A 24,392-nucleotide genomic window follows, 5' to 3' on the forward strand; every position below is an offset into this window, starting at 1 on the left:
CCACCAAGATGGCAAAAAACAACAAACAAAAACCACCAAACACACTATTGAGTTCTCAAACAACAGACCAGATTGTATCGAAGCCATCCGTTTCGGGGCAACCCTGCCAGCTTAAACTATCTTGTCTGGCGAGTCAAGCTTCTCTGTCTCGCGTCTCCGCGGCGACTTCAAAAGATTAGAACTTTGTGCCTTCGGAAGTCAAATCCGCTGGTCAGAGCCATAATGTCGCGCTTGACCGGTCTCTTACGAGTGTACGCGCTCGATCCCGGCGCCCAAGCTGACCAGGTTTTCGACGAACATCGGATACCCGCGATCGATGTGATAGACGTCGTGCACCTCGGTCTCGCCGTCGGCAACGAGGCCGGCGAGAACCAATCCGGCTCCCGCCCGGATATCCGATGCCCAGACCGGGGCGCTGGACAACTGCGGGATCCCCCGCACCACCGCATGGTGGCCGTCGGTCCGCGCGTCGGCCCCGAGCCGGATCATCTCCTCCACGAAACGGAACCGCGCCTCGAACACGTTCTCGGTGATCATCGAGGTGCCGTCGGCGATACACGCCAGCCCGATCGCCATCGGCTGCAGATCGGTCGGAAAGCCTGGGAACGGCAATGTCGCCACATTGACCGCCTTCGGCCGTTCGTACTGCACGACCCGGAAGCCGTTGTCGTTCTGCGTGACCGTCGCCCCCGCATCGTGCAGCTTGTGCAACACCAGCTGCAGGTGCGCGGGATCGACCCCCGTCACCGAGATGTCCCCCCGGGTCATCGCCGCGGCAATCCCCCACGTGGCGGCGACGATGCGATCGCCGATCACGCGATGTTCGGTCGGATAGAGCCGGTCCACCCCGGTGATCGTCAAGGTCGACGACCCCGCACCGGAGACCTGCGCCCCCATCTGGTTGAGCATCATGCAGATATCGGCGATATCGGGTTCGCGCGCCGCGTTGTGGATGGTGGTCACGCCCTCGGCGAGCACCGCGGCCATCAAGATGTTCTCGGTCGCCCCCACCGAGGGGAACTCGAGCTGTATCTCGGCTCCCCGGAGATGGTCGGCTTCGGCGACGACGCAGCCGTGCTCGATATTGCACCTGGCACCCAGTTGACGCAGGCCGGCCTGGTGCATGTCCAGGGGCCGTGATCCGATGGCGTCGCCACCGGGGAGGGCGACCTTGGCCCGCCGGGCCCGCCCCACCAGCGGTCCGAGCACACAGACCGACGCACGGAACTGCCGCACCGCCGCGAAGTCGGCATCGTACTTGACCTCATCGGGTGAGGTGATCCGCACGGTCGAACCGTCCAACTCCACGGTGGCGCCCAGTCCCCTGAGCACCTCCGCCATCAACGGCACATCCAGGATGTCCGGACAGTTGGTGATCGTGCTGGTGCCCTCGGCCAACAACGCGGCCGCCATCAGTTTCAGGACACTGTTCTTTGCTCCCCCGACGGCGACCTCGCCAGATAACCGGCTTCCGCCCGTCACCACGAAACGATCGCTCACGCGGTCAGTGTAAGCAGATGGTGACCCAGTTTCAGAACGCTGCGGCCATGACCGGCCGGTACCGTTTAGCCATGGCTGTGCACCTCACCCGCATCTACACCCGGACCGGAGACGACGGCACCACCGGGTTGAGTGATTTCAGCCGCGTGTCGAAGAACGACGCCCGGCTGGAGGCCTACGCCGACTGTGACGAGGCCAACGCGGCGATCGGTGTCGCCGTGTCGATGGGCGATCCGGACGACCGCATCCGGGACGTCCTGCTGCAGATTCAGAATGACCTGTTCGACGCCGGCGCGGACCTCTCCACGCCTGTCGTCGAGGATCCGGAATATCCCCCGCTGCGGGTGCGCCAGGACTACATCGACCGCCTCGAGGGCTGGTGCGACGAATTCAACGAGGGCCTGCCGAACCTGGACTCGTTCATCCTGCCCGGCGGAACACCGCTGTCCGCACTGCTGCACGTGGCGCGGACGGTGACTCGTCGGGCCGAGCGGGCTGCCTGGCGTGCGGTCGACGAGCATGGCGATTCGGTCAACGTCTTGCCGGCGAAGTACCTCAACCGGCTATCCGACCTGCTGTTCATCCTGTCGCGGGTGGCCAATCCGGCCGGCGACGTCAAGTGGCAGCCGGGCGGTCAACGCACCCGGCCGTGACGGCGCGCTCAGCTCAGTTCCGGCGCCGCGCGCGTGGCGACGGTCGTGACTCCAGCCACGAGGTGAACGCGGTCAGCGCTCCGCGATCCAGCGCGATCTCGAAACTGCGGTCGCTGTCACGCAGCTGCAGCACCGCGATCTCGTCGCTCATGATGTCGAACTCGTCGCCACGAGGGGCTCGGCGGGAGACCACTTCCAGGCCCAGCCGGCTCAGCCGCCGGTCCGGCCACCAGCGGGCACTCGAGAGTCGATAGAACTCGGCCTCGGCCTCCCGGTAGCGCAGCACCCCGTGGCGCCAACCGTGGCCGCCATCGGCAGGGAAGTCCCGAAGGATTGCGGCGGTGCCGCCCACCTGGCGCAGCTTCCACAGCCGATATCCCAGCGCGGCGACGGCAAGCAGCAAAACGCCGACGAGCGCGACCATGAACAACATGGACGCGCTCATCGGCGTTGCCTACTAGTCGATCTGGCCGACGGCGCGTAGCCGGGCACGGCCCCACGCCGCGGTGGCTTCGTCGTCGGATTCGGAATCCCGCTTGGCGGCGTCGGCGTCGACCTCCGACTCGAACTGGGCGTTCTCCACCAGCAGGCTGACCCCGCCCTCGGTCACCGACAGGAATCCGCCGTCGACCGCGATCCGCAGGTCATCCTCGCCCTCACGCTCAACGCGCACCATCGCGTCGTCGACGAGCTGAGCCACCAGCGGAATATGCCGCGGCAGGATGCCGATCTCGCCCGCGGTGGTGCGGGTGAAGACGAACGTCGCCTTGCCGGACCACAGCTTGCGCTCGACGGCGACGATCTCGACGTCAAGTTCAGCCATTGGACACCACCTTTCGGATCAGCCGTACCTGCATCACAGCTTGGCGCCGAGCGACTCTGCCTTCTTCGCCAGGTCGTCGAGACCACCGATGAGGAAGAACGCCTGCTCGGGCAGGTGATCGAACTCGCCCTTGGCCAGCTTGTCGAAGGCCTCGATGGTCTCCTTGAGCGGAACGGTCGAACCCGGCTGACCGGTGAACTGCTCGGCCGCCATCATGTTCTGGCTCAGGAAGCGCTCGATCTTACGGGCGCGGTACACCAGCACCTTGTCCTCTTCGGACAGCTCATCGATACCGAGGATGGCGATGATGTCCTGGAGATCCTTGTAGCGCTGCAGGATCCGGATGACTTCCTGGGCGACGCGGTAGTGCTCGTCGCCGACCACGCTGGGGTGCAGGATCGTCGAAGACGATGCCAGCGGATCCACCGCGGGGAAGATGCCCTTGGAGAACACCGCACGCGAGAGCTCGGTGGTGGCATCGAGGTGGGCGAACGTGGTGGCCGGCGCCGGGTCGGTGTAGTCGTCGGCGGGCACGTACACGGCCTGCATCGAGGTGATTGAGCGACCACGGGTCGAGGTGATGCGCTCCTGCAGCTCGCCCATCTCGTCGGCCAGCGTCGGCTGGTAACCCACGGCCGAAGGCATACGACCCAGCAGGGTCGAGACCTCGGAACCGGCCTGGGTGAACCGGAAGATGTTGTCGATGAACAGCAGCACGTCCTGGCCCTGCTCATCGCGGAAGAACTCCGCCATGGTCAGCGCGGACAGGGCGACGCGCATACGGGTGCCCGGCGGCTCGTCCATCTGGCCGAACACCAAGGCGGTGTCCTTGAGCACGTTGGCGTCCGCGAGCTCGACCCACAGGTCGTTACCCTCACGGGTGCGCTCCCCCACGCCGGCGAACACCGAGGTGCCACCGAAGTTACGGGCGATGCGGTTGATCATCTCCTGGATCAGAACGGTCTTGCCGACGCCGGCGCCACCGAACAGGGCGATCTTTCCACCACGCACGTACGGCGTGAGCAGGTCGACGACCTTCAGACCGGTTTCCAGCATCTCGGTGCGGGGCTCCAGGTCGGCGAAGGCCGGCGGCTTGCGGTGGATGGACCAGTGCTCGAAGTCCTTGCCGTAGCCCGGCTCATCGAGGCAGTCGCCGAGGGCGTTGAACACATGGCCCTTGACGCCGTCGCCGACGGGCACCGAGATCGACGCACCGGTGTCGGTGACTTCCTGGCCACGGACCAGGCCGTCGGTGGGCTGCATGGAGATGCAGCGGACCAGGCTCTCGCCGAGATGCTGGGCGACCTCGAGGGTCAGGGTCTTGGCCAGCGCGCCGAAGGTGATCTCGGCGTGCAGGGCGTTGAGCAGTCCGGGCACGGCGCCACGCGGGAACTCGACGTCGACCACGGGGCCCGTGATGCGGACAACGCGACCCGTCGTGGTCTTGGTCTCTACGGCAGTCATATCTCTTCTTCGCTTTCGCTCTTACGTCGGCCTATTTGGCGTCGGCCAGCGCGTTGGCGCCACCGACGATCTCGCTGATTTCCTGGGTGATCTGCGCCTGACGCTCGCGGTTGGCCGCCAGCGTGAGTGCCTTGATCAGATCGTCGGCGTTGTCGGTGGCCGACTTCATGGCGCGCCGGCGCGAGGCCGACTCCGAGGCAGCCGCCTCCAGCAATGCGGCGTACACGCGGGTGGCGATGTAGCGCGGCAGCAGGGCGTCGAACAGCGTCTCGGCGTTCGGTTCGAAGGAGAACAGCGTGCGCGGGCCGTCCTCGGGCTCCTCGTCCCCCACGTACTCGACGACCATCGGGGCGACCCGCAGTGCCACCGCGGTCTGCGACAGCATCGAGCGGAACTCGGTCGACACGATGTGAATCTCGTCGACGCCGAGAACACCGTCAGCGCCGGCGCCGTCCTCGTCATCGTCGGCGCCCGACATGAACGCCGTCACCAGGGTGTCGGCGATCTCCTTGGCGTGCTCATAGGTCGGACGCTCGGAGAAGCCGGTCCAGGACTCGGCGACATTGCGCTGGCGGAAGTTGTAGTAACCCAGCGCCTTCCGCCCGATGACGTAGAGCACCGGATCCTTGCCCTCGTCGCGCAGCAGCGAGAACAGTTCTTCGGCGCGACGCAGCACGTTGGCGTTGTACCCACCGCACAGACCGCGATCCGAGGACACCACCAACACGGCGGCCCGCTTCGGGTTGTCCCGCGGCACGAGCAACGGGTGGTCCAGCGCGCTGGCACTGGCCAGCTCGGTGAGCATGTTGGTGATCTCGGTGCTGTAGGGCCGGGCCGCGTCGACCCGGGCCTGCGCCTTGGCGATCCGCGACGTGGCGATCAGTTCCTGGGCCTTCGTGATCTTCTTGATCGACGAAGCGGATTTGATACGTCCGCGTAGCTCGCGCAGTGTGGCTGCCATTGGTTACCTAGGCCTTCTTGGGAGCAGGCTTACGGACCTTGACCGATTCCTTCTCCAGGTCCTCGGGATCCAGAGCTTCGGAGTCGGCCTCGTTGACGACGACGGAGCTACCGTCGCTCGCCGAGAAGCCCTTCTTGAAGTCGTTGATGACGTTGACCAGCTTCTGCTCGGCCTCCTCGGAGAGCTTCTTGGTCTCCCGAATGCCGTCGAGGATGTCGGAGTGGCTGGCCTTCACGTGCTCGAGCAGCTCGTCGACGAAGCGCGAAACGTCCTCAGCGGGAACCGAATCGAGGTGGCCCTGAGTACCGAGGAAGATGGCGACAACCTGGTCCTCGACGGCCAGCGGGCTGTACTGGGGCTGCTTGAGCAGCTCGACCAGGCGCACACCGCGGTCCAGCTGCGCCTTGGAGGCCGCATCCAGATCGGAGGCGAAGGCCGCGAAGGCCTCCAGCTCGCGGTACTGCGACAGGTCCAGACGCAGCGAACCCGCAACCTCTTTCATCGCCTTGATCTGCGCGGCGCCACCGACGCGGGAGACCGACACACCGACGTTGACGGCCGGTCGCACGCCCTGGTTGAACAGGTCGGACTCCAGGAAGCACTGACCGTCGGTGATCGAGATGACGTTGGTCGGGATGAACGCCGAGATGTCGTTGGCCTTGGTCTCGATGATCGGCAGCCCGGTCATCGAACCACCACCGAGCTCATCGGACAGCTTGGCGCAACGCTCCAGCAGGCGAGAGTGCAGGTAGAACACGTCACCGGGGAATGCCTCGCGGCCCGGCGGGCGACGCAGCAGCAGCGAGATGGCGCGGTAGGCGTCGGCCTGCTTGGACAGATCGTCGAAAACGATCAGGACGTGCTTGCCGTCGTACATCCAGTGCTGGCCGATGGCCGAACCGGTGTAGGGGGCAAGCCATTTGAAGCCGGCGGGGTCGGACGCCGGGGCCGCGACGATGGTGGTGTACTCCATCGCGCCGCCGTCTTCCAGCGCACGCTTGACCGAGGCGATCGTGGTGCCCTTCTGGCCGATCGCGACGTACACGCAACGCACCTGCTGGTTCGGGTCACCGGTCTCCCACGCCTGACGCTGGTTCAGGATGGTGTCGACGCAGACCGCGGTCTTACCGGTCTTGCGGTCGCCGATGATCAGCTGACGCTGGCCGCGACCGATCGGGGTCATGGCGTCGATGGCCTTGATACCGGTCTGCAGCGGCTCGCCGACACCCTGGCGCTGAACCACCGAGGGGGCCTGAAGTTCCAGTTCGCGACGGGTGTCCGAGGCGATATCGCCCTGGCCGTCGATCGGCTGGCCGAGCGGGTTGACCACGCGGCCGAGGAAGGCGTCGCCGACGGGCACCGAGAGGACCTCGCCGGTCCGCTTGACCTGCTGACCCTCTTCGATCTTGTTGAACTCGCCCAGGATCACGGCGCCGACGCTGTGCTCGTCGAGGTTGAGCGCCACGCCCAGCACGCCGCCCTCGAACTCGAGCAATTCCTGGGTCATGACCGAGGGCAGGCCCTCGACGTGGGCGATGCCGTCACCGGCATCGACGACGGTGCCGACCTCTTCCCGCTCGGTGTCGGCGGAAAACGAGGATACGTAGCCCTCGATGGCACCTTCGATATCAGAAGCGGAGATTGTCAACTCTGCCATGGTTTTTCGTCTTCCTACCTTTGATCTGGGTGATAAGTCTTCTGGATCAGTCCGGCAGCTGGGTCTGCGCTGCAGCCAAGCGGGACGCGATGGAACCGTCGATCACCTCGTCACCGACGGTGATCGAGAGACCACCGAGCAGTTCCGGATCGACATGCAGTTGCACGGACACCGGATGTCCGTAGATGCGGGTCAGCACGGACGTGAGCCGTTCCTGCTGGGCATCGGTCAGGTCCGCCGCGGCACTGACATGAGCGACGATCTCACCGCGACGGGCGACTGCCAGCTCGGCGAGGTCGATGACGGCCTCGTCGGCACGCTCACCACGCAGCAGGGTGACCGTCTGCGCCAGCAGCGCAGCCGCGGTGGAGTTGGTCGCGTCTCCGACGACCTTGTCCAACAGCGCGACTCGACCGTCGGCAGGAGCCGTGTAATCGCTGAGCAGCGCGCTCAGGCGCGGCTCGGTGTCCAGGACGCGACCGAAGCGGAACAGGTGATCCTCGACCTCGTCGACCTCACCGGCGACGCCGGCGCGCTGGAGCAGGGCCAGCCGAGCGGTGTGCTCGATACCGTCGATCAGGTTGGCCTCGGTGGACCAGCGCTGTGCGACTGCGGTGCGGACGAGCTTGAGAGCCGGGTCGCCGATCTTGCCGGCCAGCAGCCTGTCGGCGAGTGCCAGCTTGGCCGTCGGGTTGTCGGTCGGTTCGGCCAGATGCTTCTTCAACGTCGACTCGCCGAGCAGCAACTTGGCGACCGCGGTCAGATCATCGGCCAGTGTTGTCAGACCGTTGGCATCCAGACCGCTTGCCACCGAATCGAATTCGGAGACCAGCTCGGCCAGGGCCGCACGGCTGGCGGCCCGCAGACCCACCGTCACGCCGGTCTCGAAGTTGGCTTCCGAGGGAGCCATCTGGTCGAGATCGTCGAGGAAGCGGTCGACCGTGGCTGCCTGCGCGGCCGGGTCGGCGACATGGGCGCGAACCAGTTCGGCTGCCTTGGTCACGGCTTCCTCACCGAGACCCATCCGCAGCTCGCGGACGACCTGCTGGCGCAACAAGTGCACCTGCTGGCCGCCCTGGGCCTTGATGCGCTCGGCATCCTGGACGGCCTGTTCGGCCAGCTGCGCCTTGATCCGCTCGGAGTCGTGGCGTGCCTCGTCGGTGACGTGGCTGGACTCAGCGGCGGCGTCGGCGAGCGCCTTGGCGTGCATCGCATCGGCATCAGCGAGCTTCTTTGCCGCCTCGGCACTTTCGGCAAGGGCGACGCGGATGGCCTCCTGCTGCTTGACCATCAGCCCCTTGATCAGGGGAACCACCCATTTGCTGATGATGAACACGATGACGGCAAAGCCGATCAGCTGTCCGATGAATATCGACATCTACCTATTTCCGTCCCGAATTCACGTCGACGCCGAGGATGCGGCTGGCCAGGGTGGCCGAAAGGCCATCCACTGACGAGGACAACTCGGCTTGAGCAGCGGTGCCCTGTTGGGACAGTTGCTCATTGGCCTGGCGTACCGTCTCGGCGACCTCTCCGCTGGCCTCGGCGCGCTTGGCGTCGACGACCTGGCGGCCCTCGTTGCGCGCCTCGTCACGCAGAGCCGATGCCTCGGCGCGTGCGCCGGCCATCGCCTCCTGGTAGTCGGCCTGCGCAGCAGCCACCTGTTCGGCGGATTTGCGACTGTCGGCCGCGGTCTTGGCCAGCATGGCCTCGCGCTCGGCCAACACCTTGCTGATCGGCGGCACCACCCACTTCCAGATCACGCCGAGCGTGATCAGGAAGATGAGCAGCACTGCGAAGAAGGTGCCGTTGGGGAGCAGGAAGTTACTGGTCCCCCCGCCCTCTTCGGCCGCGAGAATGGTCGTGGTGACTTCACCCATGTGGCAGGTTCTTAACCCTGGAGGCCGGGCGTGGCGAAGACGAACAGCGCCATGAAGGCCAGGTTGATGAAGTACGCGGCCTCGACCAGACCGACGGTGATGAAGAACGGCGTGAACAGCCGGCCCTGGGCCTCGGGCTGGCGGGCGATGCCCGAGATCAGCGCGTTACCGGCGATACCGTCACCGATACCGGCGCCGATGGCACCGCCACCCATGATCAGACCGCCACCGATCAGAGCGCCAGCAGTGATGATGGCGTTGGGATCGAGTTCCATTACTTTCTTCCTCCTTGTAACTGGCGGCGGTGCCACCAGGACTGCTTCATTCGGGTCGTGCGGGTCGTGTTAGTGCGCGTGCTCTTTGGAGTCGTGATCGTCGTGAACTTCCATCGCCTGGCTGAAGTACAGAATGGTCAGCAGGCTGAAGATGAACGCCTGGATGAGGCCGACGAACAGGTCGAAGGTCTTCCAGATGGCGTTGGGCGCCCACTGGATGTACCAGGGGAACATCGCGATCAGGCCGACCAGGATGCCGCCGGCGAAGATGTTGCCGAAAAGACGGAGGGCCAGCGAGATCGGCTTGGCGATCTCTTCGACGATGTTGATCGGCGCCAGGAAGGCCACGTGGCCCTTCACGACGGCCACCGGGTGACCGACGATGCCGCGACGCCAGATACCGGCCGCGTGGTAGGCCAGGAACACGAACAGAGCCAGTGCCAGCACGAAGTTGATATCCGAGGCAGGCGGCTTGTAGATCTCGCCCGCGGCACCGTCGGACCCGCCGTACTGCCACGGGAAGACCGCCAGCCAGTTCGAGATGAGGATGAACGCGAACAACGTCACGGCCAGCGGCAGGACGAACGGCGCGATCTTCATTCCGATCGAGCTCTCGATCTGCTGGCGCATCTGGATGGTCAGTGCCTCCCAGAACAGCTGCACGCCACCGGGGACACCGGTCGAGGTGACCTTGGAGCGCAGATAGAACGCCAGCCCGATGATGATCAGCGCCGTGATGGCGGTCGCCATGATGGTGTCGCCGTTGAAGGTCATGCCGAAGAGTTCGAACACCATGACGTGGTGTCCGACGTGGATGGCGGCGCCACCCTCTTCGGCGGCGAGAATGGTTTCAGTCATGCCCGTGCGCTCAGCCCTTCGAATCCGATGCAGGGACGTCTTCGACGTCCAAACCGTTGGCGCGGATCTTCCGCAGTACCGGGATGCTGGTGCTCATCACCAGCAACGCCTGGAAGATCGCCAGCCCGAACAGCACGGCGATACCGCCGTGACCCTTGAAAAAGATTGCGATTGCCAACCCGACCGCGGTGATGACCAACAGTCGCGTGGCGGAGTTTACGGCCATCTTCTTCTTCAGCGGATGGTCTTCCATCGTGATCGACTCGACGGCCCGGCGCACCATGAGTGCGTTGAGCAAACCGAGACCGAGACCGATACCGAAGAAGACGCCGAAGAAGATGTGGCCGACGAAGCCTGCCGCGGCGACGGCCAATGCGGTGAGGGCGACGCATACCACCAGCAGACGCACCGGACGGAAAGCGACTGAGGGGAACACCAAGGGCGCATCATGCGCTGGTGTCGTCACCTGGTTCACCTCAATCCCGCGGCGTCGAGGGGCGTGGTCGTCTGGTCCGTCAAAAACACTGAAAACTGCAAAATCCCTGTGCGTGCCCGCCGAGAATATCGGAGGGCAGCAGGCTCGCTGAACTCACCCAAGGGGAAGCTCCCTTTGTCGGTCGTGTATCGGCACCGATCGGTCTGTTCGACCGATGGGCCGGGCCGGCAACCCGCGAGGTTTTTCGGGTTATGAGGCGAACGGTACCACAAGGTAGGAGGCACAAATACAGGCCTACTACTTTTCGTCGTACACCTGCGTTCACGGCTCCTCGATGGGACCGTTGCGGCCCCGGAGCAGCGGAATGACGGTGACGACCCCGGCGACGACGATCGCGGCCAGCATCACCGCCCCGGTGTATCGCGGGTCGAAGAAGATCGTGCTGGCGGCGCCGAGGGCGACGATGCCCACCCACATGTAGATCAGCAACACCACGCGTCTATGCGAGTGGCCGATCTGTAGCAGTCGGTGGTGCAGATGCATCTTGTCGGGGCTGAACGGGCTCTTGCCCGCCCGGGTGCGGCGCACGATGGCCAGCAACATGTCCAGCGCGGGCACGAACATCACCGCGACCACGAGCAGGAACGGCGAGAGCAACGCGAAGACGTCGCGGGCGCCGTAGGCATTCTGCGATATCGGGCCTGCTGCCGTCGTCGACGCGGCGGCCAGCATGAGCCCGATGAGCATCGAGCCCGAGTCGCCCATGAAGATCTTGGCGCGATGGAAGTTGTGCGGCAGAAAACCCAGACAGGCACCGGCGAGCACCACCGAGATCATCGCCGGCGGGTAGAACAACACATCACCGCCGTGGTCGCGCAGCAGCCCCACCGAGAAGATGCAGATCGCCAGCGCGGTGATCAGCCCGAGACCGGCGGCCAACCCGTCCAGGCCGTCGACGAAGTTCATCGCGTTGACGATCGAGACCGTCAACGCCAGCGTCAGCAGGATCGAGGTGACCTGGTCGAGCACGATCGTGCCGACACCGCCGAACGGGATGTAGAGAACGCTCCAGGCCACGCCCATCGTGACCAGCACACTGGCCGCGGTGATCTGACCGGCGAACTTGGTCAGCGCATCGAGGCCCCACCGGTCGTCGATCAGGCCGACGACCATGATGAGCCCGCCCGCGACGACGACGGCAGGCATGCCGGTGGAGTACACGAAACCCCGGTTCAACGCCGGCAGTTGGGAGGCCAGCAACACCGCGGCCACCACCCCGATGTACATGGCGAGCCCGCCCATCCGCGGGGTCGGCTGGACGTGGACATCGCGCGTGCGCGGGTAGGCGACCGCACCGATCCGGGTGGCCAGCACCCGCGCCCATCCGGTCGCGAAATAGGTGATGATCGCCGCGGTCAGCCCCACCAGCGCGAGCTCGCGCAGGGGTACGCCGGCGCCGCGGTCCGATAGCGCCAGCAGTCCGTCGGCCGGCAGTCGGTCAGCCAGCAGAACCATCGGCGTCCTCGGGTGCGAGGGCGGCGGCGTCGATACCGAGCACGCGGGCGATGTCGGCGACCGGGACCGGGCCCTCGCGCAACACCCGTGGCTCCGGCCCGGACACGTCGACGATGGTCGACGCGGCACCCTGCGGGGACGGCCCGGCATCCAGGTAGACCTCGACCCGGTCGGCCAGTTGTGCCTTGGCATCGGTGGCGGTGAGCGCGGCCGGGAATCCCGAGACGTTGGCGCTCGACACCGCCATCGGTCCGACCTCGCGCAGCAGATCGATGGCCACCGGATGCAGCGGCATGCGCAGCATCACGGTGCCGTTGGCGTCGCCGAGATCCCATTGCAGTGACGGAGCGTGCCGGACGACGAGGCTCAGGGCTCCCGGCCAGAAGGCCTGGATCAGCTCGCGCGCCGCGGGGGGCACGGCGTAGACCAGACCGTCGATGGTGTGCCAGGACCCGACCAGCACGCCGACCGGCATATCGCGACCCCGGTTCTTGGCCGCCAGCAGGGCGCCCACCGCGGCGTTGTCGAAGGCATCCGCACCGATCCCGTAGACCGTGTCGGTGGGCATCACGACCAGTCGACCGCCTTTGGCCGCGCTGATCGCCGAGGCCAGACCGCTGGCCCGCTGGTCGGGATCGGAGCAGTCGAAGGTTGCGCTCATGATGTTCAGCTTCTCACCGCGGTCACGAAACGCGGACGGCCGGTCAGGTCGCGGCGCGCCGCGATGCCGTCGAAGGCCCCGTGTCCGGCGAAGACGTCGGCGGTGGCCGCCGATGTGGTGTCGTCGTGCTCGACGCCGACCCGGCCGCCGGGACGCAGCAGCCGCGCGGCCAGTCCGACTATCGGCACGATGACATCCATCCCGTCGGGTCCACCGAACAGCGCTTGGTGCGGATCATGTTCGGCGACTTCGGGTTCCAGCACGGCGCCGTCGGGAATATAGGGCGGGTTGGCGACGATCAGTTCGACGGTTCCGTCGAGTTCGGCGAGCAGACCGGGCTGCCGCACGTCGGCATGTACCAGCTCCACCCCGGATCCTTCGGTGTTCATCCGGGCATAGCGCAGCGCCTCCGCCGAGCGCTCCACGGCGATGACGCGGGCATCGGGACGGTGCGCGGCCAACGCCAATGCCAATGCCGCCGACCCGGTGCAGAGATCGACGATCACGCCACCGGCGGACACCGGCACGGTGTGCGCCCATTCCAGCAGGGCCTCGGTCTCGGGCCGTGGGATGAACACCCCCGGACCCACCGTCAGCGTTACCGGGCCGAACGCCGCGGTGCCGATCAGGTGTTGCAGCGGGACGCGCCGCGCCCGCTGGTCGACAAGGGCCCGGTACCGCTGTCCGAAGTCGGGTTCGGGCTCGACGAACGCGAGCAGCCCGCGGTCCACACCGGCGATGTGGGCGGCCAGCTGTTCGGCGTCGGCGCGCGCCGAGTCGATCCCGGCGGCGGCCAGGATGGCGGCACCGTCGGAGATCTCCCGCCGCAGTCCGCTCATCGGTTCACGCCTGCTGGAGTCGGGCCTGCTTGTCGGCGGCGGCCAGGGCGTCGAGCAGCGCATCCATGTCACCGTCGAGCACCTGGTCGAGGTTGTGGGACTTGAAGTTGATGCGGTGGTCGGCGATGCGGTTCTCGGGGAAGTTGTAGGTGCGGATCCGCTCGCTGCGGTCGACGGTGCGGATCTGGCTGGCCCGGTCGGCCGAGGCGTCGGCCGAGGCCTGCTCTTCGGCCAGCGCCTGCAGTCGCGCGGCCAGCACGACCATGGCGCGGGCCTTGTTCTGCAGCTGGCTGCGCTCGTTCTGGCAGGTGACCACAATGCCGGTGGGCAGGTGGGTGATGCGCACCGCCGAGTCGGTGGTGTTGACGCCCTGACCGCCCTTACCGGAGCTGCGGTAGACGTCGATACGCAGATCGGATTCGTCGATCTGGACGGCCTCGACGTCTTCGGGCTCGGGGTAGACGAGCACGCCGGCGGCCGAGGTGTGGACCCGGCCCTGCGATTCGGTGACGGGCACCCGCTGCACGCGGTGCACGCCGCCCTCGAACTTCATCCGCGACCAGACACCGTCGGCCGAGTCGCCCTTGCTGGCGATGGTGATGGTGGCGTCCTTGTAGCCGCCGAGGTCTGACCAGGTCTCGTCGAGCAAGGTGACCGTCCAGCCGTGGCGTTCGGCGTAGCGGATGTACATCCGGGCCAGGTCGGCGGCGAACAGCGCGGATTCCTCGCCGCCCTCACCGGATTTCACCTCGAGCACGACATCGTCGGCGTCGTGCGGGTCGCGCGGGGCCAGCAGGTCGGTCAGCTTGGCGTCCAGGTCGGCGACGGTCTTTTCCAGTTCGGGCACCTCGGCCGCGAACGTCTCGTCCTCGCCGGCCAGCTCGCGGGCGGCCTCCAGGTCGCCGCGGGCAGCCTCCAGCTTGCGATGGGTCGACACGATCGGCGAGATCTGGGCGAAACGGCGCCCGACCTTGCGGGCGGCACCGGCGTCTGCGTGCAGCGCAGGGTCGGCGAGTTGGCGCTCGAGGTCGGCGTGCTCGGCGAGCAACGCCTCGATCATGGGCGCGGTGTCAGTCACCGGCAAACCTCCCTGCAAACGCAGATCGGCGCCCGGCCTGACACGTGGACAGGAACGGGCGCCGATCGGACAACTAGTTTTCGGCTGCGGCCTTCGTGTTGCGCTTGCCGTAGCGCTTCTCGAAGCGGGCGACGCGGCCGCCGCTGTCGAGGATCTTCTGCTTGCCGGTGTAGAACGGGTGGCACTGCGAGCAGACCTCGACCACGATGTGGCCGCTGTCCTTGGTGCTGCGGGTGGTGAAGCTGTTACCGCAACCGCAGACCACGGTGGTCTCGGCATAGTTGGGATGGATACCCGATTTCATGGTTTTCCTCTTCAATCGTTGGCCGCCGGGTCGCCCGAGCCCAGACCTGGGAGTCTTCGAGCGTGAACCGGAACCGAGGGTCGACGGTCCATTATGCCAGGTCAACCGCCAGTTGCGAAAACGCGTGACCAGCGGCAACTATTCCCGGCCGATCGGCACATAGGTGGCGCCCTCGCGACGCCAGATCAATCGGCCCGCCGGCTCGACTCCGAGGGCCACCAGCTCGCGTTTGAGGATCTTGTTGGTCGCGGTGCTCGGCAGGTCCTCGGCGATCCAGACATAGCGCGGGCGGGCCTTGGTCGCCAGGTCGGACTGCGCGGCGAGGAACTCGGCGAAGTCGTCCGGGGTGAGCTCGGCGCCATCCTGCAGGACGATGGCGGCCATCACCTGATCGCCGACATACTCGTCGGGCACCGGGTACACCGCGACGCGGTTGGCCTGCGGCAGCCGCAGCAGGATCCGCTCGATCGGGGCGGTGGTCAGGTTCTCCCCGTCCACCCGCATCCAGTCGGCGGTTCGCCCGGCCAGGTAGATCCAGCCCTCGGCGTCCCGGTAGGCCAGATCCCCCGACCAGTAGATGCCGCCCCGCAGGCGCTCGTCGGTCGCGGCCCGGTCGTTGTAGTAGCCGCGGAACAGTCCGCTGCCGGTCGTGTTGACCAATTCGCCGGTGGCGGCGTCGGCGTTGAGGAGTTTGCCGGCGGTGTCGAACTGCGCGACGGCGCATTCCTGCATGGTCTCCGGGTCGTAGATCGCCACGCCGGGAAAGCCCTGCCCGATCGATCCCGGCGGGGTGTCCTCGGGGCGGGTGATGATGATGGCGGTCTCGGTCGACCCGAAACCGTCCCACACCGTGCATCCGAAACGTCGTCCGAACGCCTCGATATCACGGTCGGCGGCCTCGTTGCCGAAGGCGATGCGCAGCGGGTTGTCCGCATCGTCGGGTTGCTCGGCGGTCGCCAGGATGTAGGCCAGCGGCTTTCCGACGTAGTTCATGTAGGTGGCGCCGTAGCGCCGGATGTCGCGCAGGAACGCCGATGCCGAGAACGTGGCGGGTGCCATCGCGGCCCCGGCACCGACGGCCACACTCCAGCCCGCGTAGACGGCGTTGGAGTGGAACAGCGGCATCGCCAGGTAGCAGGTGTCGGCGGGGCCGAGTCCGTAGCGTTGGACCAGCGCGCCGCCGGCGAACAACACGGTCGAGTGCGGCACCTCGACGGCCTTGGGCTCACCGCTGGTGCCCGAGGTGAAGATCATCATGAAGGTGTCGTCGGGGGCGACCTCGCGATGTGGACGCAGGGCGGGGGCGGCGGCCAGTCGTTTCGCCCACTGTTCGTCGGTGACGTCGTAGACGGTGACCCCGGGCAGGTCGACACCCTCGAGCAACACACGGTGGTCGGCGTCGGTCAGCAGGATCTGGGTGTCGACCTTGGCGATATCGCGGGCCAACGCCGCACCGCGGCGGGTGGTGTTGAGTCCGCACAGCACGTATCCGCCCAGGCCGGCGGCGGCCAGCGCGGTGAGCATGGGCGGGGCGTTGCCCAGCAGCGCGGCGACGTGCAGCGGGCGCTTCGGGTCGGCGACGGCGATGACGGCGGCAGCCTGGCGGGCGGCATCCTCGATGTGCGTGCGCCAGCTGATGGTGGCGTCCGCGTGCTTGACGGCGGTGCCGTCATCGTCGGCCCTGCTGCGCAACAGCTGCTGCAACGTCTCCGCCATGCGCAGACACCTCTCGTCGGTGAACAGATTTCCTCAACTGTCTACCATCGTCGACTCCCCCGCGGCACCGACGCGCTTGTTGGCAGAATGCAGCACAACACGTGCTCGAAGAACCGAATCCGAGGAGACCACCCTTGCCGACCGCCACGGCCACCGTTCGCGACCGCCTGATCGACGCGGCGGAGGTCTGTCTGCGCGCCAAGGGCATCCGGGCCACCACGGTCTCGGAGGTCGCCGAGACCGCCGGGGTGTCCCGCGGCTGGCTGTACCGGCATTTCCCGGACAAGGTGACGTTGCTCGGCGCGGCGATCGTGCGCCTCAACGAGGTGTACTGGTCGCAGGCGCACGCCGTGCTCGCGTCGGTGACGGGCCTGGACCGACAGATCGTGGCGGGGATCCGGCACGGCCGCACCGCCTATGACGATCCGGGCGCACTGCTGATGAAGCTACGGATCGCCGAACCGGAGGAGTTCGCGGCGTGTGCGGGGGCCGGTGTGCAGGGACTGGTGCCGGATCTAGCGGGCTTCTGGTCGCGCTATCTGGTGGCCGCCCGCGAAGCCGGTGAGATCCATCCGGACGTGGTGATCGACGAAGCCTCGGAATGGGTTGCGCGCGTAGTGATTTCGATGGCGACCGTTCCCGGTGACACCTTGGACCCGAAAGACGCCGCGCAGCTGCTCGTGCACGTCCGCCGGTACGTCATTCCGGCGCTGAAGGCCGATCCGAACGTCTGAGAAACGACTTCGGCGCGGTCACGCTCGCTGAGCGAGCGTTTCCGCGCCGAAATCGTTGGGGCTGATCAGTCGTTGTCCATGCCACCCGGGGTGGTCTTGGACACCTGGACCAGGAACTCGTAATTGGTCTTGGTCTTGCGCAGCTGGCTCATCAGCAGGTCGATGGCCTGGTGGCTGTCCAGCCCGGACAGCACGCGGCGCAGCTTGTGCACGACGGCGAATTCGTCGGCGCCGAGCAGCAGCTCGTCCTTGCGGGTGCCCGACGGGTTGACGTCGACGGCCGGGAACACCCGACGCTCGGCGATCTTGCGATCGAGCTTGAGCTCGGCGTTACCGGTGCCCTTGAACTCCTCGAAGATCACGGTGTCACCGGTGGAGCCGGTCTCGACCATCGCGGTGGCGATGATCGTCAACGAACCACCGTGCTCGATGTTGCGGGCCGCACCCAGGAACCGCTTGGGCGGGTAGAGCGCGGTCGAATCGACACCACCGGAGAGGATGCGTCCCGAAGCGGGCGAGGCGTTGTTGTACGCACGTCCCAGACGGGTGATCGAGTCCAGCAGGACGACGACATCCTTGCCCTGCTCGACCAGGCGCTTGGCCCGCTCGATGGCCAGCTCGGCGGCCTGGGTGTGATCTGACGGCGGCCGATCGAAGGTGGAGGCGATGACCTCACCCTTGACCGAGCGCGTCATGTCGGTGACCTCTTCGGGGCGCTCGTCGACGAGCACGACCATGAGGTGACATTCCGGGTTGTTGGTGGTGATCGCGTTGGCGATGTCCTGCATGATCGTGGTCTTACCGGCCTTGGGCGGCGACACGATCAGGGCGCGCTGCCCCTTGCCGATCGGCATGATCAGGTCGATCACGCGGGTGGTGAGGCGATCCGGAGTGGTCTCCAGGCGCAGCCGCTGATTGGGGTAGAGCGGCGTCAGCTTGGTGAAATCGGGCCGGTTTTTCGCATTCTCGACCGGTCCACCGTTGACGGTGTCCAGCCGGACCAGCGGGTTGAACTTCTGCCGCGGGTTGTTGCCACCGCCGCTGCTCTCACCCTCGCGGGCGACGCGCACCGCACCGGTGACGGCGTCACCGCGGCGCAGGCCGTTCTTGCGGACCATGTTCATGGAGACGTACACGTCGTTGGGGCCGGCCAGGTAACCCGACGTTCGGACGAACGCATAGTTGTCGAGCACGTCGAGGATGCCTGCCACGGGCTGCACGACATCGTCCTCGCGCAGTTCGGTATCGCGCTCGCCGCCGCCACCGCCCTGACCGCCGCCCTCGCCGCCACCGGAGCGCTCGCCGCGCCGCCTGCGGTCCCGGAACCGCCGACCGCGACGGCCACCGCGGCCGTCGTCATCGTCGGCATTGTTCTGATTGTTGGCGTTCTGATTGTTGGCGTTCTGGTTGTTCCCGCCGCTGTCATTACGGTCGTTGCGGTTCGAGTTCTCGTTGCGACCCGAGTTGTCGTTCCGATTCGCGTTGTCGCGGTTCGCGTTCTCGCTGCGGTTGGCGTTCTCGTTGCGGTTGCCCTGCTGGTTACCACCGGACTTGGCGTTGTCGGTCTCGCCACCCTTGTCCGTGGTGTCCTTGGCTTCGCCGGCGTCACCGTCTTGGCGGTTGTCCGGCGCACCGGACTGGCGGCCGGCGCTGCGGCGCTCACGGCGCTGCGGGCTCTGCTGCGGGGCGTCGCCGCCCTGGCCGGCGTCCGCCGCGGCGGGCTGGTCAGGGGCCGAATCGAGCGTCGGCTGCTCCACCGGAGCGGCCTTGGGTGCCTTCTCCGCCTTCTCGGCGGGTGCGGCCTTGGCGCCGGCGGACTCGCCGCGCTGCTCCCTGATGGCGGCGATCAGATCGCTCTTGCGCATGCCCGAGGTGCCCTTGACACCTACTTCGCTGGCCAGTGCCCGCAGGTCTGGGAGCAGCATCGACGTCAGCGACCCGGAACGGCTGCGGCTGGCGCTTGCGCTCGGCGCGGCATTGGTCGAGTTCACGGCTTCCGAGGGCGCACTGCCACTGTCGGCTGCCGTGATGAGGTCCGTATCAGTCACGGATTTCCTTTCTTTCCCCCGCATATGACGTTGCGCGAGGGGATCCCCGGAGGTCAGCTGCGCTCAGCCAAGCGGCCGGGCGCGTGGTTTCTCGCAACGCCACCGCCACGTGCGCGACGGCGATCGTCAGGGTCGGCCGAGGTTCGGCAGACCATGAGTCCACGAGTGAAACACGAGAAGATTGGGTGTCGTCCTAGTGTCGGCGCAGGTAGAAATGCTGCGATTGCTGGACAAAAGCGAGAATAACCCGCATCAGGCGCGGTTGCAAGAAACGCGACACTTTGCGTGTTGTCTCGCTCGTTACGTCCCTGAACTCCACCGAACGCCGTCGCCGGCGGACATCTCGGTCACGGTGAACCCGTTGGCGGCGCCGTAGTCCAGTGCTTCCGCCGGCAGATCGCGACCATCGGTCAGGGCGATCACTGCAGGTCCGGCACCGGATAGCACCGCTGCCACCCCACAACGCCGCAGCACGGCCAGGTATTCCGCGGAGGCGGGCATCGCCGGACCGCGCTGGGTCTGGTGCAGACGGTCACCGGTTGCCTCCAGCAGCAGGTCCGGTCGCTGGGTGAGTGCCACCACCAGCATCGCCGCCCGCGCCACGTTGAACCGGGCGTCGGTATGGCTCACCTCATCGGGCAGCAGACCGCGGGTGGTCGCGGTCGAGGACCGGGTTTCGGGCACCGCCGGAAACAGTCGGATATCCGGGTGCAGCTGCAATTGGGCGGCGTCGTAGCGGGCGGGATCACTTCCGTCGACGGTCCACGACACCACTGCCCCACCGAGGACGGCGGCCGCGGCGTTGTCCGGATGACCTTCGAACTCCGAGGACAGTTGCACCAGTTGGTCGCGGGTCAACTCCGGTGAACCCGATTGGGCGGCAAAGCCGTTGGCGACAGCGAGACCACCGACCACTGCCGCTGCGGATGAGCCGAGCCCTCGCGAATGCGGAATGACATTGCGGCACAGCACTTTCATCCCGTCGGCGTGCAGACCGGCAGCATCCAGACCGCGCCGGATCGCCCGCACCACCAGGTGGTCGGCATCCAGCGGCACCTGTCCGGCACCCTGTCCTTCGACATCGACGACCAACCCGGAATCGGTTGTCTCGACTTCGATTTCGTCATACAGACTCAGCGCGAGACCCAGGCTGTCGAAGCCCGGGCCCAGGTTGGCACTGGACGCCGCGACGACTGCTCCGGCCCGCAGTCCAGAGGGCAGGGTGTGGGACACGTCAGATCGCCGCCTGTCAGCCCAGGCCCAGCGCCGCGACGACGGCGGCGGGGTCGACCGGGATCGGGGTGACGTCGGGCATGGTCTTGAGCGCGGTGTCGGGATCTTTGAGTCCGTTGCCGGTCACCGTGCACACCACGGTCGAGCCGGGCTTGACCCAGCCGTCCTCGATCGATTTGAGCAGACCGGCGATGCTGGCCGCCGACGCCGGCTCGACGAACACACCCTCGGCCGCCGCCACCAGGCGATAGGCGGCCAGGATCTCCTCGTCGGTGGCGGCCAGGAAGCGACCGTCGGACTCCTGCTGCGCGGCGACCGCGGAGTTCCAGGACGCCGGCGACCCGATGCGGATGGCCGTCGCGATGGTCTCCGGGTTGGCGACCGGCTCACCGGACACCAGCGGCGCGGCACCGGCCGCCTGCGTTCCGAGCATGCGCGGCAACCGATCAGACACTCCGTCGTGATGGTATTCGCGGTAGCCGCGCCAGTAGGCGGTGATGTTGCCTGCGTTGCCGACCGGCAGCGAGTGCACATCAGGTGCGGTGCCCAGCGCGTCGACGATCTCGAAGGCGGCCGTCTTCTGCCCCTCGATACGGACCGGGTTGACCGAGTTGACCAGCCCGATCGTCGGGTAATCGGCGGTGAGCTTGCGGGCCAGCTCCAGGCAATCGTCGAAGTTGCCCTCGACCTGAATGATCTTGGCGCCGTGCATGACTGCCTGGGCCAGCTTGCCCATCGCGATCTTGCCCTGCGGGATGAGCACCGCACAGGTCATCCCGGCGACAGCGGCGTAGGCCGCGGCCGAGGCCGAGGTGTTACCGGTCGATGCACACAGCACCGCCTGCTGTCCGCGGGCCAGCGCGTCGGTGACCGCCATCGTCATACCGCGGTCCTTGAAGGAGCCGGTGGGGTTGAGCCCCTCGACCTTCAGATGCACCGTGCAGCCGGTCTGCTCGGACAGGCGCTTGGCGTGGATGAGCGGAGTTCCGCCCTCCAGCAGGGTGATCGGGGTCCAGTGGTCCTCGATCGGGAGCCGATCCCGGTAGGCGGCGATCAGGCCGGGCCAGGGGCGGTGAACGGGGTTGCTCACGAATCGGAACCTTCCATGCGAAGCACGCTGTTGATGTCCTGCACCACGTCGAGCTCGGCGAGTGCCTTGACGGTGTCCGACAGGGCGGCGTCGGTGGCCCGGTGGGTCACGACGACGATGCGCGCGCCACAGGGTTCGCCCTCGGGATCGGTCATGCCCTCCTGGCGCACCTCGGCGATGCTGACCTCGTGCCTGCTGAACTCGGCAGCCACCGCCGACAGCACACCGGGCTGATCCTTGACGTTCATGTTCACGTAGTAGCGCGTCGGGATGGCGCCGATGGAGGCGATCGGCAGCTTGGCGTATTTGGATTCCCGCGGCCCTCGGCCGCCCTGCACGCGGTTGCGCGCGGCCATCACCAGATCGCCCATCACCGCCGACGCGGTCGGGGCGCCGCCGGCACCCTGGCCGTAGAACATCAGCCGGCCGGCGGCCTCCGCCTCGACGACCACGGCATTGAAGGCGCCGTTGACCGAGGCCAGCGGATGATCCAGCGGGACGAGCGCCGGGTAGACCCGCGCCGAGACGCGGTGCTTGCCTTTACCGCTGACCAGCCGTTCACAGATCGCCAGCAGCTTGATATTGCAGCCGAGAGCCTTGGCCGAGGCGAAATCCTCGGCGCTGACCTTGGTGATGCCCTCGCGGTAGACGTCGTCGGCGGTCACCCGGGTATGGAAGGCGATCGACGCCAGGATCGCGGCCTTGGCCGCGGCATCGTAACCCTCCACATCGGCGGTCGGGTCGGCTTCGGCGTAGCCCAGCGCGCTGGCATCGGCCAGCGCACTCTCATACGACGCGCCGGTGTCGTTCATCGCCGAGAGTATGTAGTTGGTGGTGCCGTTGACGATTCCGGCCACCCGCACCACCGAGTCACCGGCCAGGGACTGGGTCAGCGGTCGGATGACCGGGATGGCACCGGCCACGGCCGCCTCGAAATAGAGGTCGACGCGGGCCTTTTCGGCGGCCTGGGCCAACTCACCGGTGGACTGCGCCATCAGCGCCTTGTTGGCGGTGACCACCGACTTGCCCCGCTCCAGGGCGGCCATGATGGCCTTGCGGGCGGGCTCGACCGGGCCCATCAGTTCGACGACGATGTCGACATCGTCGCGGGAGACCAGCTTTTCGATGTCATCGGTGAGAAGTTCCTCGGGAACCCCGCGGTCATTCGCGACCCGCCGGACGCCGATCCCGCGCAGCTGCAGCGGCGCGCCGATGCGCGCCTCCAGATCTGCCGCGCTCTCCTCGATGATGCGCACCACCTCGGTGCCGACATTGCCGAGTCCGAGAACGGCTACTCCGATTGGCTTCTCACTCATTGACCCACCTCCAGGCTCAGAAGATCCTCGACGGTTTCCCGGCGCAGGATCAGCCGTGCGCTTCCGTCTTTGACTGCGACCACGGCCGGGCGCCGCAGCAAGTTGTAGCGACTCGACATCGAGTAGCAGTACGCGCCGGTGGCGGCCACTGCCAGCAGGTCACCGGGCACCAGGTCCTCGGATACCCAGGTATCGCGCACGATGATATCGCCGCTCTCGCAGTGCTTTCCGACGATCCGTGCCAGCACCGCCGGTGCGTCGCTGGTGCGCGACACCAGCCGGGCGTCGTATTCGGCGTCGTAGAGGGCAGGCCGGATGTTGTCGCTCATCCCGCCGTCGACGCTGACGTAACGGCGGTGCTCATCAGCCGAGACGGCGACATCCTTGACCGTGCCCACCTCGTAGAGCGTGACGGTGCCGGGACCGGCGATCGCGCGCCCCGGCTCGACCACCAGCGTCGGGGTCGGCAGGCCGACGGCGGCCGATTCGTTGGCGACGATGGCCTTGAGCTTGTCGGCGAGTTCCTGCATCGGTGGCGGATTGTCGCTCGGCAGGTACGAGATACCCAGTCCCCCACCGAGGTCCAGGATGTCCATCTGCGCGGTCTTCTCGACACCGAACTCCGCGACGATATCGCGCAGCAGCCCGAGCAACCGGCGCGCGGCGATCTCGAAACCCGATACATCGAAGATCTGCGATCCGACGTGACAGTGCAGACCGACCAGACGCAGGTTCTCGGTGGCGAAGACGCGGCGGACCGCTTCCAGCGCGGCGCCACTGGCAAGTGACAGCCCGAACTTCTGGTCCTCGTGGGCGGTGGAGATGAATTCGTGGGTGTGGGCCTCGACGCCGGGCGTGACACGCACGAGGACATCCTGGACCACGCCGGCCGCACCGGCGACGGCTTCCAGGCGTTCGATCTCGATCTCGGAGTCCACCACGATGTGCCCGACACCGGCGGCGACCGCGGCGGTCAGTTCATCGACCGATTTGTTGTTGCCGTGCACGGTGATCCGCTCGGCCGGGAAGCCCGCGTGCAGGGCCACCGCGAGCTCGCCGCCGGTGGCCACGTCCAGCGACAGACCTTCCTGGTGCACCCAGCGCGCGATCTCGGCGCACAGGAACGCCTTGGATGCGTAGTGCACGTGCTCGCCGCCTCCGAAGGCCGCGGCGATCTCGCGGCAGCGGGACCGGAAGTCGTCCTCGTCGATCACGAACAGCGGAGTGCCGAACTCGGCGGCCAACTCGGCGACGCTGACCCCTGCGACGGAGACGACGCCATGGTCGTCGCGAATCAGGTTCTTCGGCCAGACGTTCGGGGCGAGCAGCATCACCTCGTCGGCGGTCTGCG

The 24,392-nt window shown here is 66.9% G+C and carries 24 protein-coding genes; 2 read left to right on the plus strand and 22 right to left on the minus strand.

Annotated features, from left to right (window positions below; all coding sequences use genetic code 11):
* Positions 1–243 precede the first annotated feature (243 nt).
* Positions 244–1,500, minus strand: a complete 1,257-nt coding sequence (murA, locus tag G154_RS16875) for a UDP-N-acetylglucosamine 1-carboxyvinyltransferase (RefSeq protein ID WP_019512438.1) — start codon at positions 1,498–1,500, stop codon at positions 244–246.
* A 71-nt stretch (positions 1,501–1,571) separates the two neighbouring features.
* Here murA and G154_RS16880 point away from each other — a divergent pair, with 71 nt between their 5' ends.
* Positions 1,572–2,153, plus strand: a complete 582-nt coding sequence (locus tag G154_RS16880) for a cob(I)yrinic acid a,c-diamide adenosyltransferase (RefSeq protein ID WP_023986095.1) — start codon at positions 1,572–1,574, stop codon at positions 2,151–2,153.
* A gap of 13 nt (positions 2,154–2,166) precedes the next feature.
* Here G154_RS16880 and G154_RS16885 read toward each other — a convergent pair whose 3' ends face one another.
* From G154_RS16885 to fadD1, 16 genes are all read right to left on the minus strand, one after another.
* A complete protein-coding gene (locus G154_RS16885; RefSeq protein WP_019512440.1) occupies positions 2,167–2,598 on the minus strand; it encodes a DUF2550 domain-containing protein in 432 nt (143 codons plus the stop codon).
* Positions 2,599–2,610: 12 nt separating this feature from the next.
* Positions 2,611–2,976 carry a F0F1 ATP synthase subunit epsilon gene (locus G154_RS16890; RefSeq protein ID WP_019512441.1) on the minus strand — a complete coding sequence of 122 codons (366 nt, stop codon included), beginning with the start codon at positions 2,974–2,976 and terminating at the stop codon, positions 2,611–2,613.
* 33 nt (positions 2,977–3,009) lie between these two features.
* Positions 3,010–4,440, minus strand: a complete 1,431-nt coding sequence (atpD, locus tag G154_RS16895; RefSeq protein WP_019512442.1) for a F0F1 ATP synthase subunit beta — start codon at positions 4,438–4,440, stop codon at positions 3,010–3,012.
* 31 nt (positions 4,441–4,471) lie between these two features.
* Positions 4,472–5,401 (minus strand): F0F1 ATP synthase subunit gamma, encoded by a 930-nt coding sequence (locus G154_RS16900; protein WP_019512443.1) that lies wholly within the window; start codon positions 5,399–5,401, stop codon positions 4,472–4,474.
* A 7-nt stretch (positions 5,402–5,408) separates the two neighbouring features.
* Positions 5,409–7,058 carry a F0F1 ATP synthase subunit alpha gene (atpA, locus tag G154_RS16905; RefSeq protein ID WP_019512444.1) on the minus strand — a complete coding sequence of 550 codons (1,650 nt, stop codon included), beginning with the start codon at positions 7,056–7,058 and terminating at the stop codon, positions 5,409–5,411.
* A gap of 46 nt (positions 7,059–7,104) precedes the next feature.
* A complete protein-coding gene (locus G154_RS16910) occupies positions 7,105–8,436 on the minus strand; it encodes a F0F1 ATP synthase subunit B/delta (RefSeq protein ID WP_019512445.1) in 1,332 nt (443 codons plus the stop codon).
* Between the two features lie 4 nt (positions 8,437–8,440).
* Positions 8,441–8,938, minus strand: coding sequence for a F0F1 ATP synthase subunit B (locus G154_RS16915; RefSeq protein ID WP_019512446.1), 498 nt, complete (start codon positions 8,936–8,938; stop codon positions 8,441–8,443).
* An 11-nt stretch (positions 8,939–8,949) separates the two neighbouring features.
* Positions 8,950–9,213 carry a F0F1 ATP synthase subunit C gene (locus tag G154_RS16920; protein WP_019512447.1) on the minus strand — a complete coding sequence of 88 codons (264 nt, stop codon included), beginning with the start codon at positions 9,211–9,213 and terminating at the stop codon, positions 8,950–8,952.
* A gap of 69 nt (positions 9,214–9,282) precedes the next feature.
* Positions 9,283–10,071: a F0F1 ATP synthase subunit A gene (gene atpB, locus G154_RS16925; RefSeq protein WP_019512448.1), complete on the minus strand. Its 789-nt coding sequence runs from the start codon at positions 10,069–10,071 to the stop codon at positions 9,283–9,285.
* Between the two features lie 10 nt (positions 10,072–10,081).
* Positions 10,082–10,537, minus strand: coding sequence for an ATP synthase subunit I (locus G154_RS16930; RefSeq protein WP_023986096.1), 456 nt, complete (start codon positions 10,535–10,537; stop codon positions 10,082–10,084).
* 291 nt (positions 10,538–10,828) lie between these two features.
* Positions 10,829–12,022, minus strand: coding sequence for a glycosyltransferase family 4 protein (locus G154_RS16935; protein ID WP_019512450.1), 1,194 nt, complete (start codon positions 12,020–12,022; stop codon positions 10,829–10,831).
* Positions 12,006–12,683, minus strand: coding sequence for an L-threonylcarbamoyladenylate synthase (locus tag G154_RS16940; RefSeq protein ID WP_019512451.1), 678 nt, complete (start codon positions 12,681–12,683; stop codon positions 12,006–12,008). The genes G154_RS16935 and G154_RS16940 overlap by 17 nt, the downstream gene beginning before the upstream one ends.
* A 5-nt stretch (positions 12,684–12,688) precedes the next feature.
* Positions 12,689–13,522: a peptide chain release factor N(5)-glutamine methyltransferase gene (prmC, locus tag G154_RS16945; protein WP_019512452.1), complete on the minus strand. Its 834-nt coding sequence runs from the start codon at positions 13,520–13,522 to the stop codon at positions 12,689–12,691.
* A 4-nt stretch (positions 13,523–13,526) separates the two neighbouring features.
* Complete coding sequence (gene prfA / locus G154_RS16950; RefSeq protein ID WP_192817335.1) at positions 13,527–14,582, minus strand: peptide chain release factor 1; 1,056 nt, start codon at positions 14,580–14,582, stop codon at positions 13,527–13,529.
* A 91-nt stretch (positions 14,583–14,673) separates the two neighbouring features.
* Positions 14,674–14,904, minus strand: coding sequence for a 50S ribosomal protein L31 (rpmE, locus tag G154_RS16955; RefSeq protein WP_019512454.1), 231 nt, complete (start codon positions 14,902–14,904; stop codon positions 14,674–14,676).
* A gap of 138 nt (positions 14,905–15,042) precedes the next feature.
* Positions 15,043–16,620: a fatty-acid--CoA ligase FadD1 gene (gene fadD1, locus G154_RS16960; protein WP_019512455.1), complete on the minus strand. Its 1,578-nt coding sequence runs from the start codon at positions 16,618–16,620 to the stop codon at positions 15,043–15,045.
* 134 nt (positions 16,621–16,754) lie between these two features.
* Between fadD1 and G154_RS16965 the strand changes: the two genes are divergently transcribed.
* Positions 16,755–17,354 carry a TetR/AcrR family transcriptional regulator gene (locus tag G154_RS16965; RefSeq protein WP_019512456.1) on the plus strand — a complete coding sequence of 200 codons (600 nt, stop codon included), beginning with the start codon at positions 16,755–16,757 and terminating at the stop codon, positions 17,352–17,354.
* 65 nt (positions 17,355–17,419) lie between these two features.
* Here the strand turns inward: G154_RS16965 and rho are convergent, their stop codons facing one another.
* From rho to lysA, 5 genes are all read right to left on the minus strand, one after another.
* Complete coding sequence (rho, locus tag G154_RS16970) at positions 17,420–19,402, minus strand: transcription termination factor Rho (protein ID WP_023986097.1); 1,983 nt, start codon at positions 19,400–19,402, stop codon at positions 17,420–17,422.
* Between the two features lie 300 nt (positions 19,403–19,702).
* A complete protein-coding gene (gene thrB, locus G154_RS16975; protein ID WP_019512458.1) occupies positions 19,703–20,635 on the minus strand; it encodes a homoserine kinase in 933 nt (310 codons plus the stop codon).
* 16 nt (positions 20,636–20,651) lie between these two features.
* Positions 20,652–21,725, minus strand: a complete 1,074-nt coding sequence (thrC, locus tag G154_RS16980; protein WP_019512459.1) for a threonine synthase — start codon at positions 21,723–21,725, stop codon at positions 20,652–20,654.
* Complete coding sequence (locus G154_RS16985; RefSeq protein WP_019512460.1) at positions 21,722–23,041, minus strand: homoserine dehydrogenase; 1,320 nt, start codon at positions 23,039–23,041, stop codon at positions 21,722–21,724. The genes thrC and G154_RS16985 overlap by 4 nt, the downstream gene beginning before the upstream one ends.
* Positions 23,038–24,372 (minus strand): diaminopimelate decarboxylase, encoded by a 1,335-nt coding sequence (gene lysA / locus G154_RS16990; protein WP_081650047.1) that lies wholly within the window; start codon positions 24,370–24,372, stop codon positions 23,038–23,040. Before lysA ends, G154_RS16985 begins: the two co-directional genes overlap by 4 nt.
* Between the last annotated feature and the right edge of the window lie 20 nt (positions 24,373–24,392).

Source organism: Mycobacterium sp. VKM Ac-1816D (assembly GCF_000416385.1).
Taxonomy (GTDB): Bacteria; Actinomycetota; Actinomycetes; order Mycobacteriales; family Mycobacteriaceae; genus Mycobacterium; species Mycobacterium neoaurum_A.

What these genes read in the sequence shown, in the direction of transcription:
- G154_RS16880 (WP_023986095.1), top strand. Translation starts at nt 1,572, where the DNA reads ATGGCTGTGCACCTCACCCGCATCTACACCCGGACCGGAGACGACGGC.
- G154_RS16885 (WP_019512440.1), bottom strand. Translation starts at nt 2,598, where the DNA reads ATGAGCGCGTCCATGTTGTTCATGGTCGCGCTCGTCGGCGTTTTGCTG.
- G154_RS16890 (WP_019512441.1), bottom strand. Translation starts at nt 2,976, where the DNA reads ATGGCTGAACTTGACGTCGAGATCGTCGCCGTCGAGCGCAAGCTGTGG.
- atpD (WP_019512442.1), bottom strand. Translation starts at nt 4,440, where the DNA reads ATGACTGCCGTAGAGACCAAGACCACGACGGGTCGCGTTGTCCGCATC.
- G154_RS16900 (WP_019512443.1), bottom strand. Translation starts at nt 5,401, where the DNA reads ATGGCAGCCACACTGCGCGAGCTACGCGGACGTATCAAATCCGCTTCG.
- atpA (WP_019512444.1), bottom strand. Translation starts at nt 7,058, where the DNA reads ATGGCAGAGTTGACAATCTCCGCTTCTGATATCGAAGGTGCCATCGAG.
- G154_RS16910 (WP_019512445.1), bottom strand. Translation starts at nt 8,436, where the DNA reads ATGTCGATATTCATCGGACAGCTGATCGGCTTTGCCGTCATCGTGTTC.
- G154_RS16915 (WP_019512446.1), bottom strand. Translation starts at nt 8,938, where the DNA reads ATGGGTGAAGTCACCACGACCATTCTCGCGGCCGAAGAGGGCGGGGGG.
- G154_RS16920 (WP_019512447.1), bottom strand. Translation starts at nt 9,213, where the DNA reads ATGGAACTCGATCCCAACGCCATCATCACTGCTGGCGCTCTGATCGGT.
- atpB (WP_019512448.1), bottom strand. Translation starts at nt 10,071, where the DNA reads ATGACTGAAACCATTCTCGCCGCCGAAGAGGGTGGCGCCGCCATCCAC.
- G154_RS16935 (WP_019512450.1), bottom strand. Translation starts at nt 12,022, where the DNA reads ATGGTTCTGCTGGCTGACCGACTGCCGGCCGACGGACTGCTGGCGCTA.
- G154_RS16940 (WP_019512451.1), bottom strand. Translation starts at nt 12,683, where the DNA reads ATGAGCGCAACCTTCGACTGCTCCGATCCCGACCAGCGGGCCAGCGGT.
- prmC (WP_019512452.1), bottom strand. Translation starts at nt 13,522, where the DNA reads ATGAGCGGACTGCGGCGGGAGATCTCCGACGGTGCCGCCATCCTGGCC.
- prfA (WP_192817335.1), bottom strand. Translation starts at nt 14,582, where the DNA reads ATGATCGAGGCGTTGCTCGCCGAGCACGCCGACCTCGAGCGCCAACTC.
- rpmE (WP_019512454.1), bottom strand. Translation starts at nt 14,904, where the DNA reads ATGAAATCGGGTATCCATCCCAACTATGCCGAGACCACCGTGGTCTGC.
- fadD1 (WP_019512455.1), bottom strand. Translation starts at nt 16,620, where the DNA reads ATGGCGGAGACGTTGCAGCAGCTGTTGCGCAGCAGGGCCGACGATGAC.
- G154_RS16985 (WP_019512460.1), bottom strand. Translation starts at nt 23,041, where the DNA reads ATGAGTGAGAAGCCAATCGGAGTAGCCGTTCTCGGACTCGGCAATGTC.
- lysA (WP_081650047.1), bottom strand. Translation starts at nt 24,372, where the DNA reads ATGCTGCTCGCCCCGAACGTCTGGCCGAAGAACCTGATTCGCGACGAC.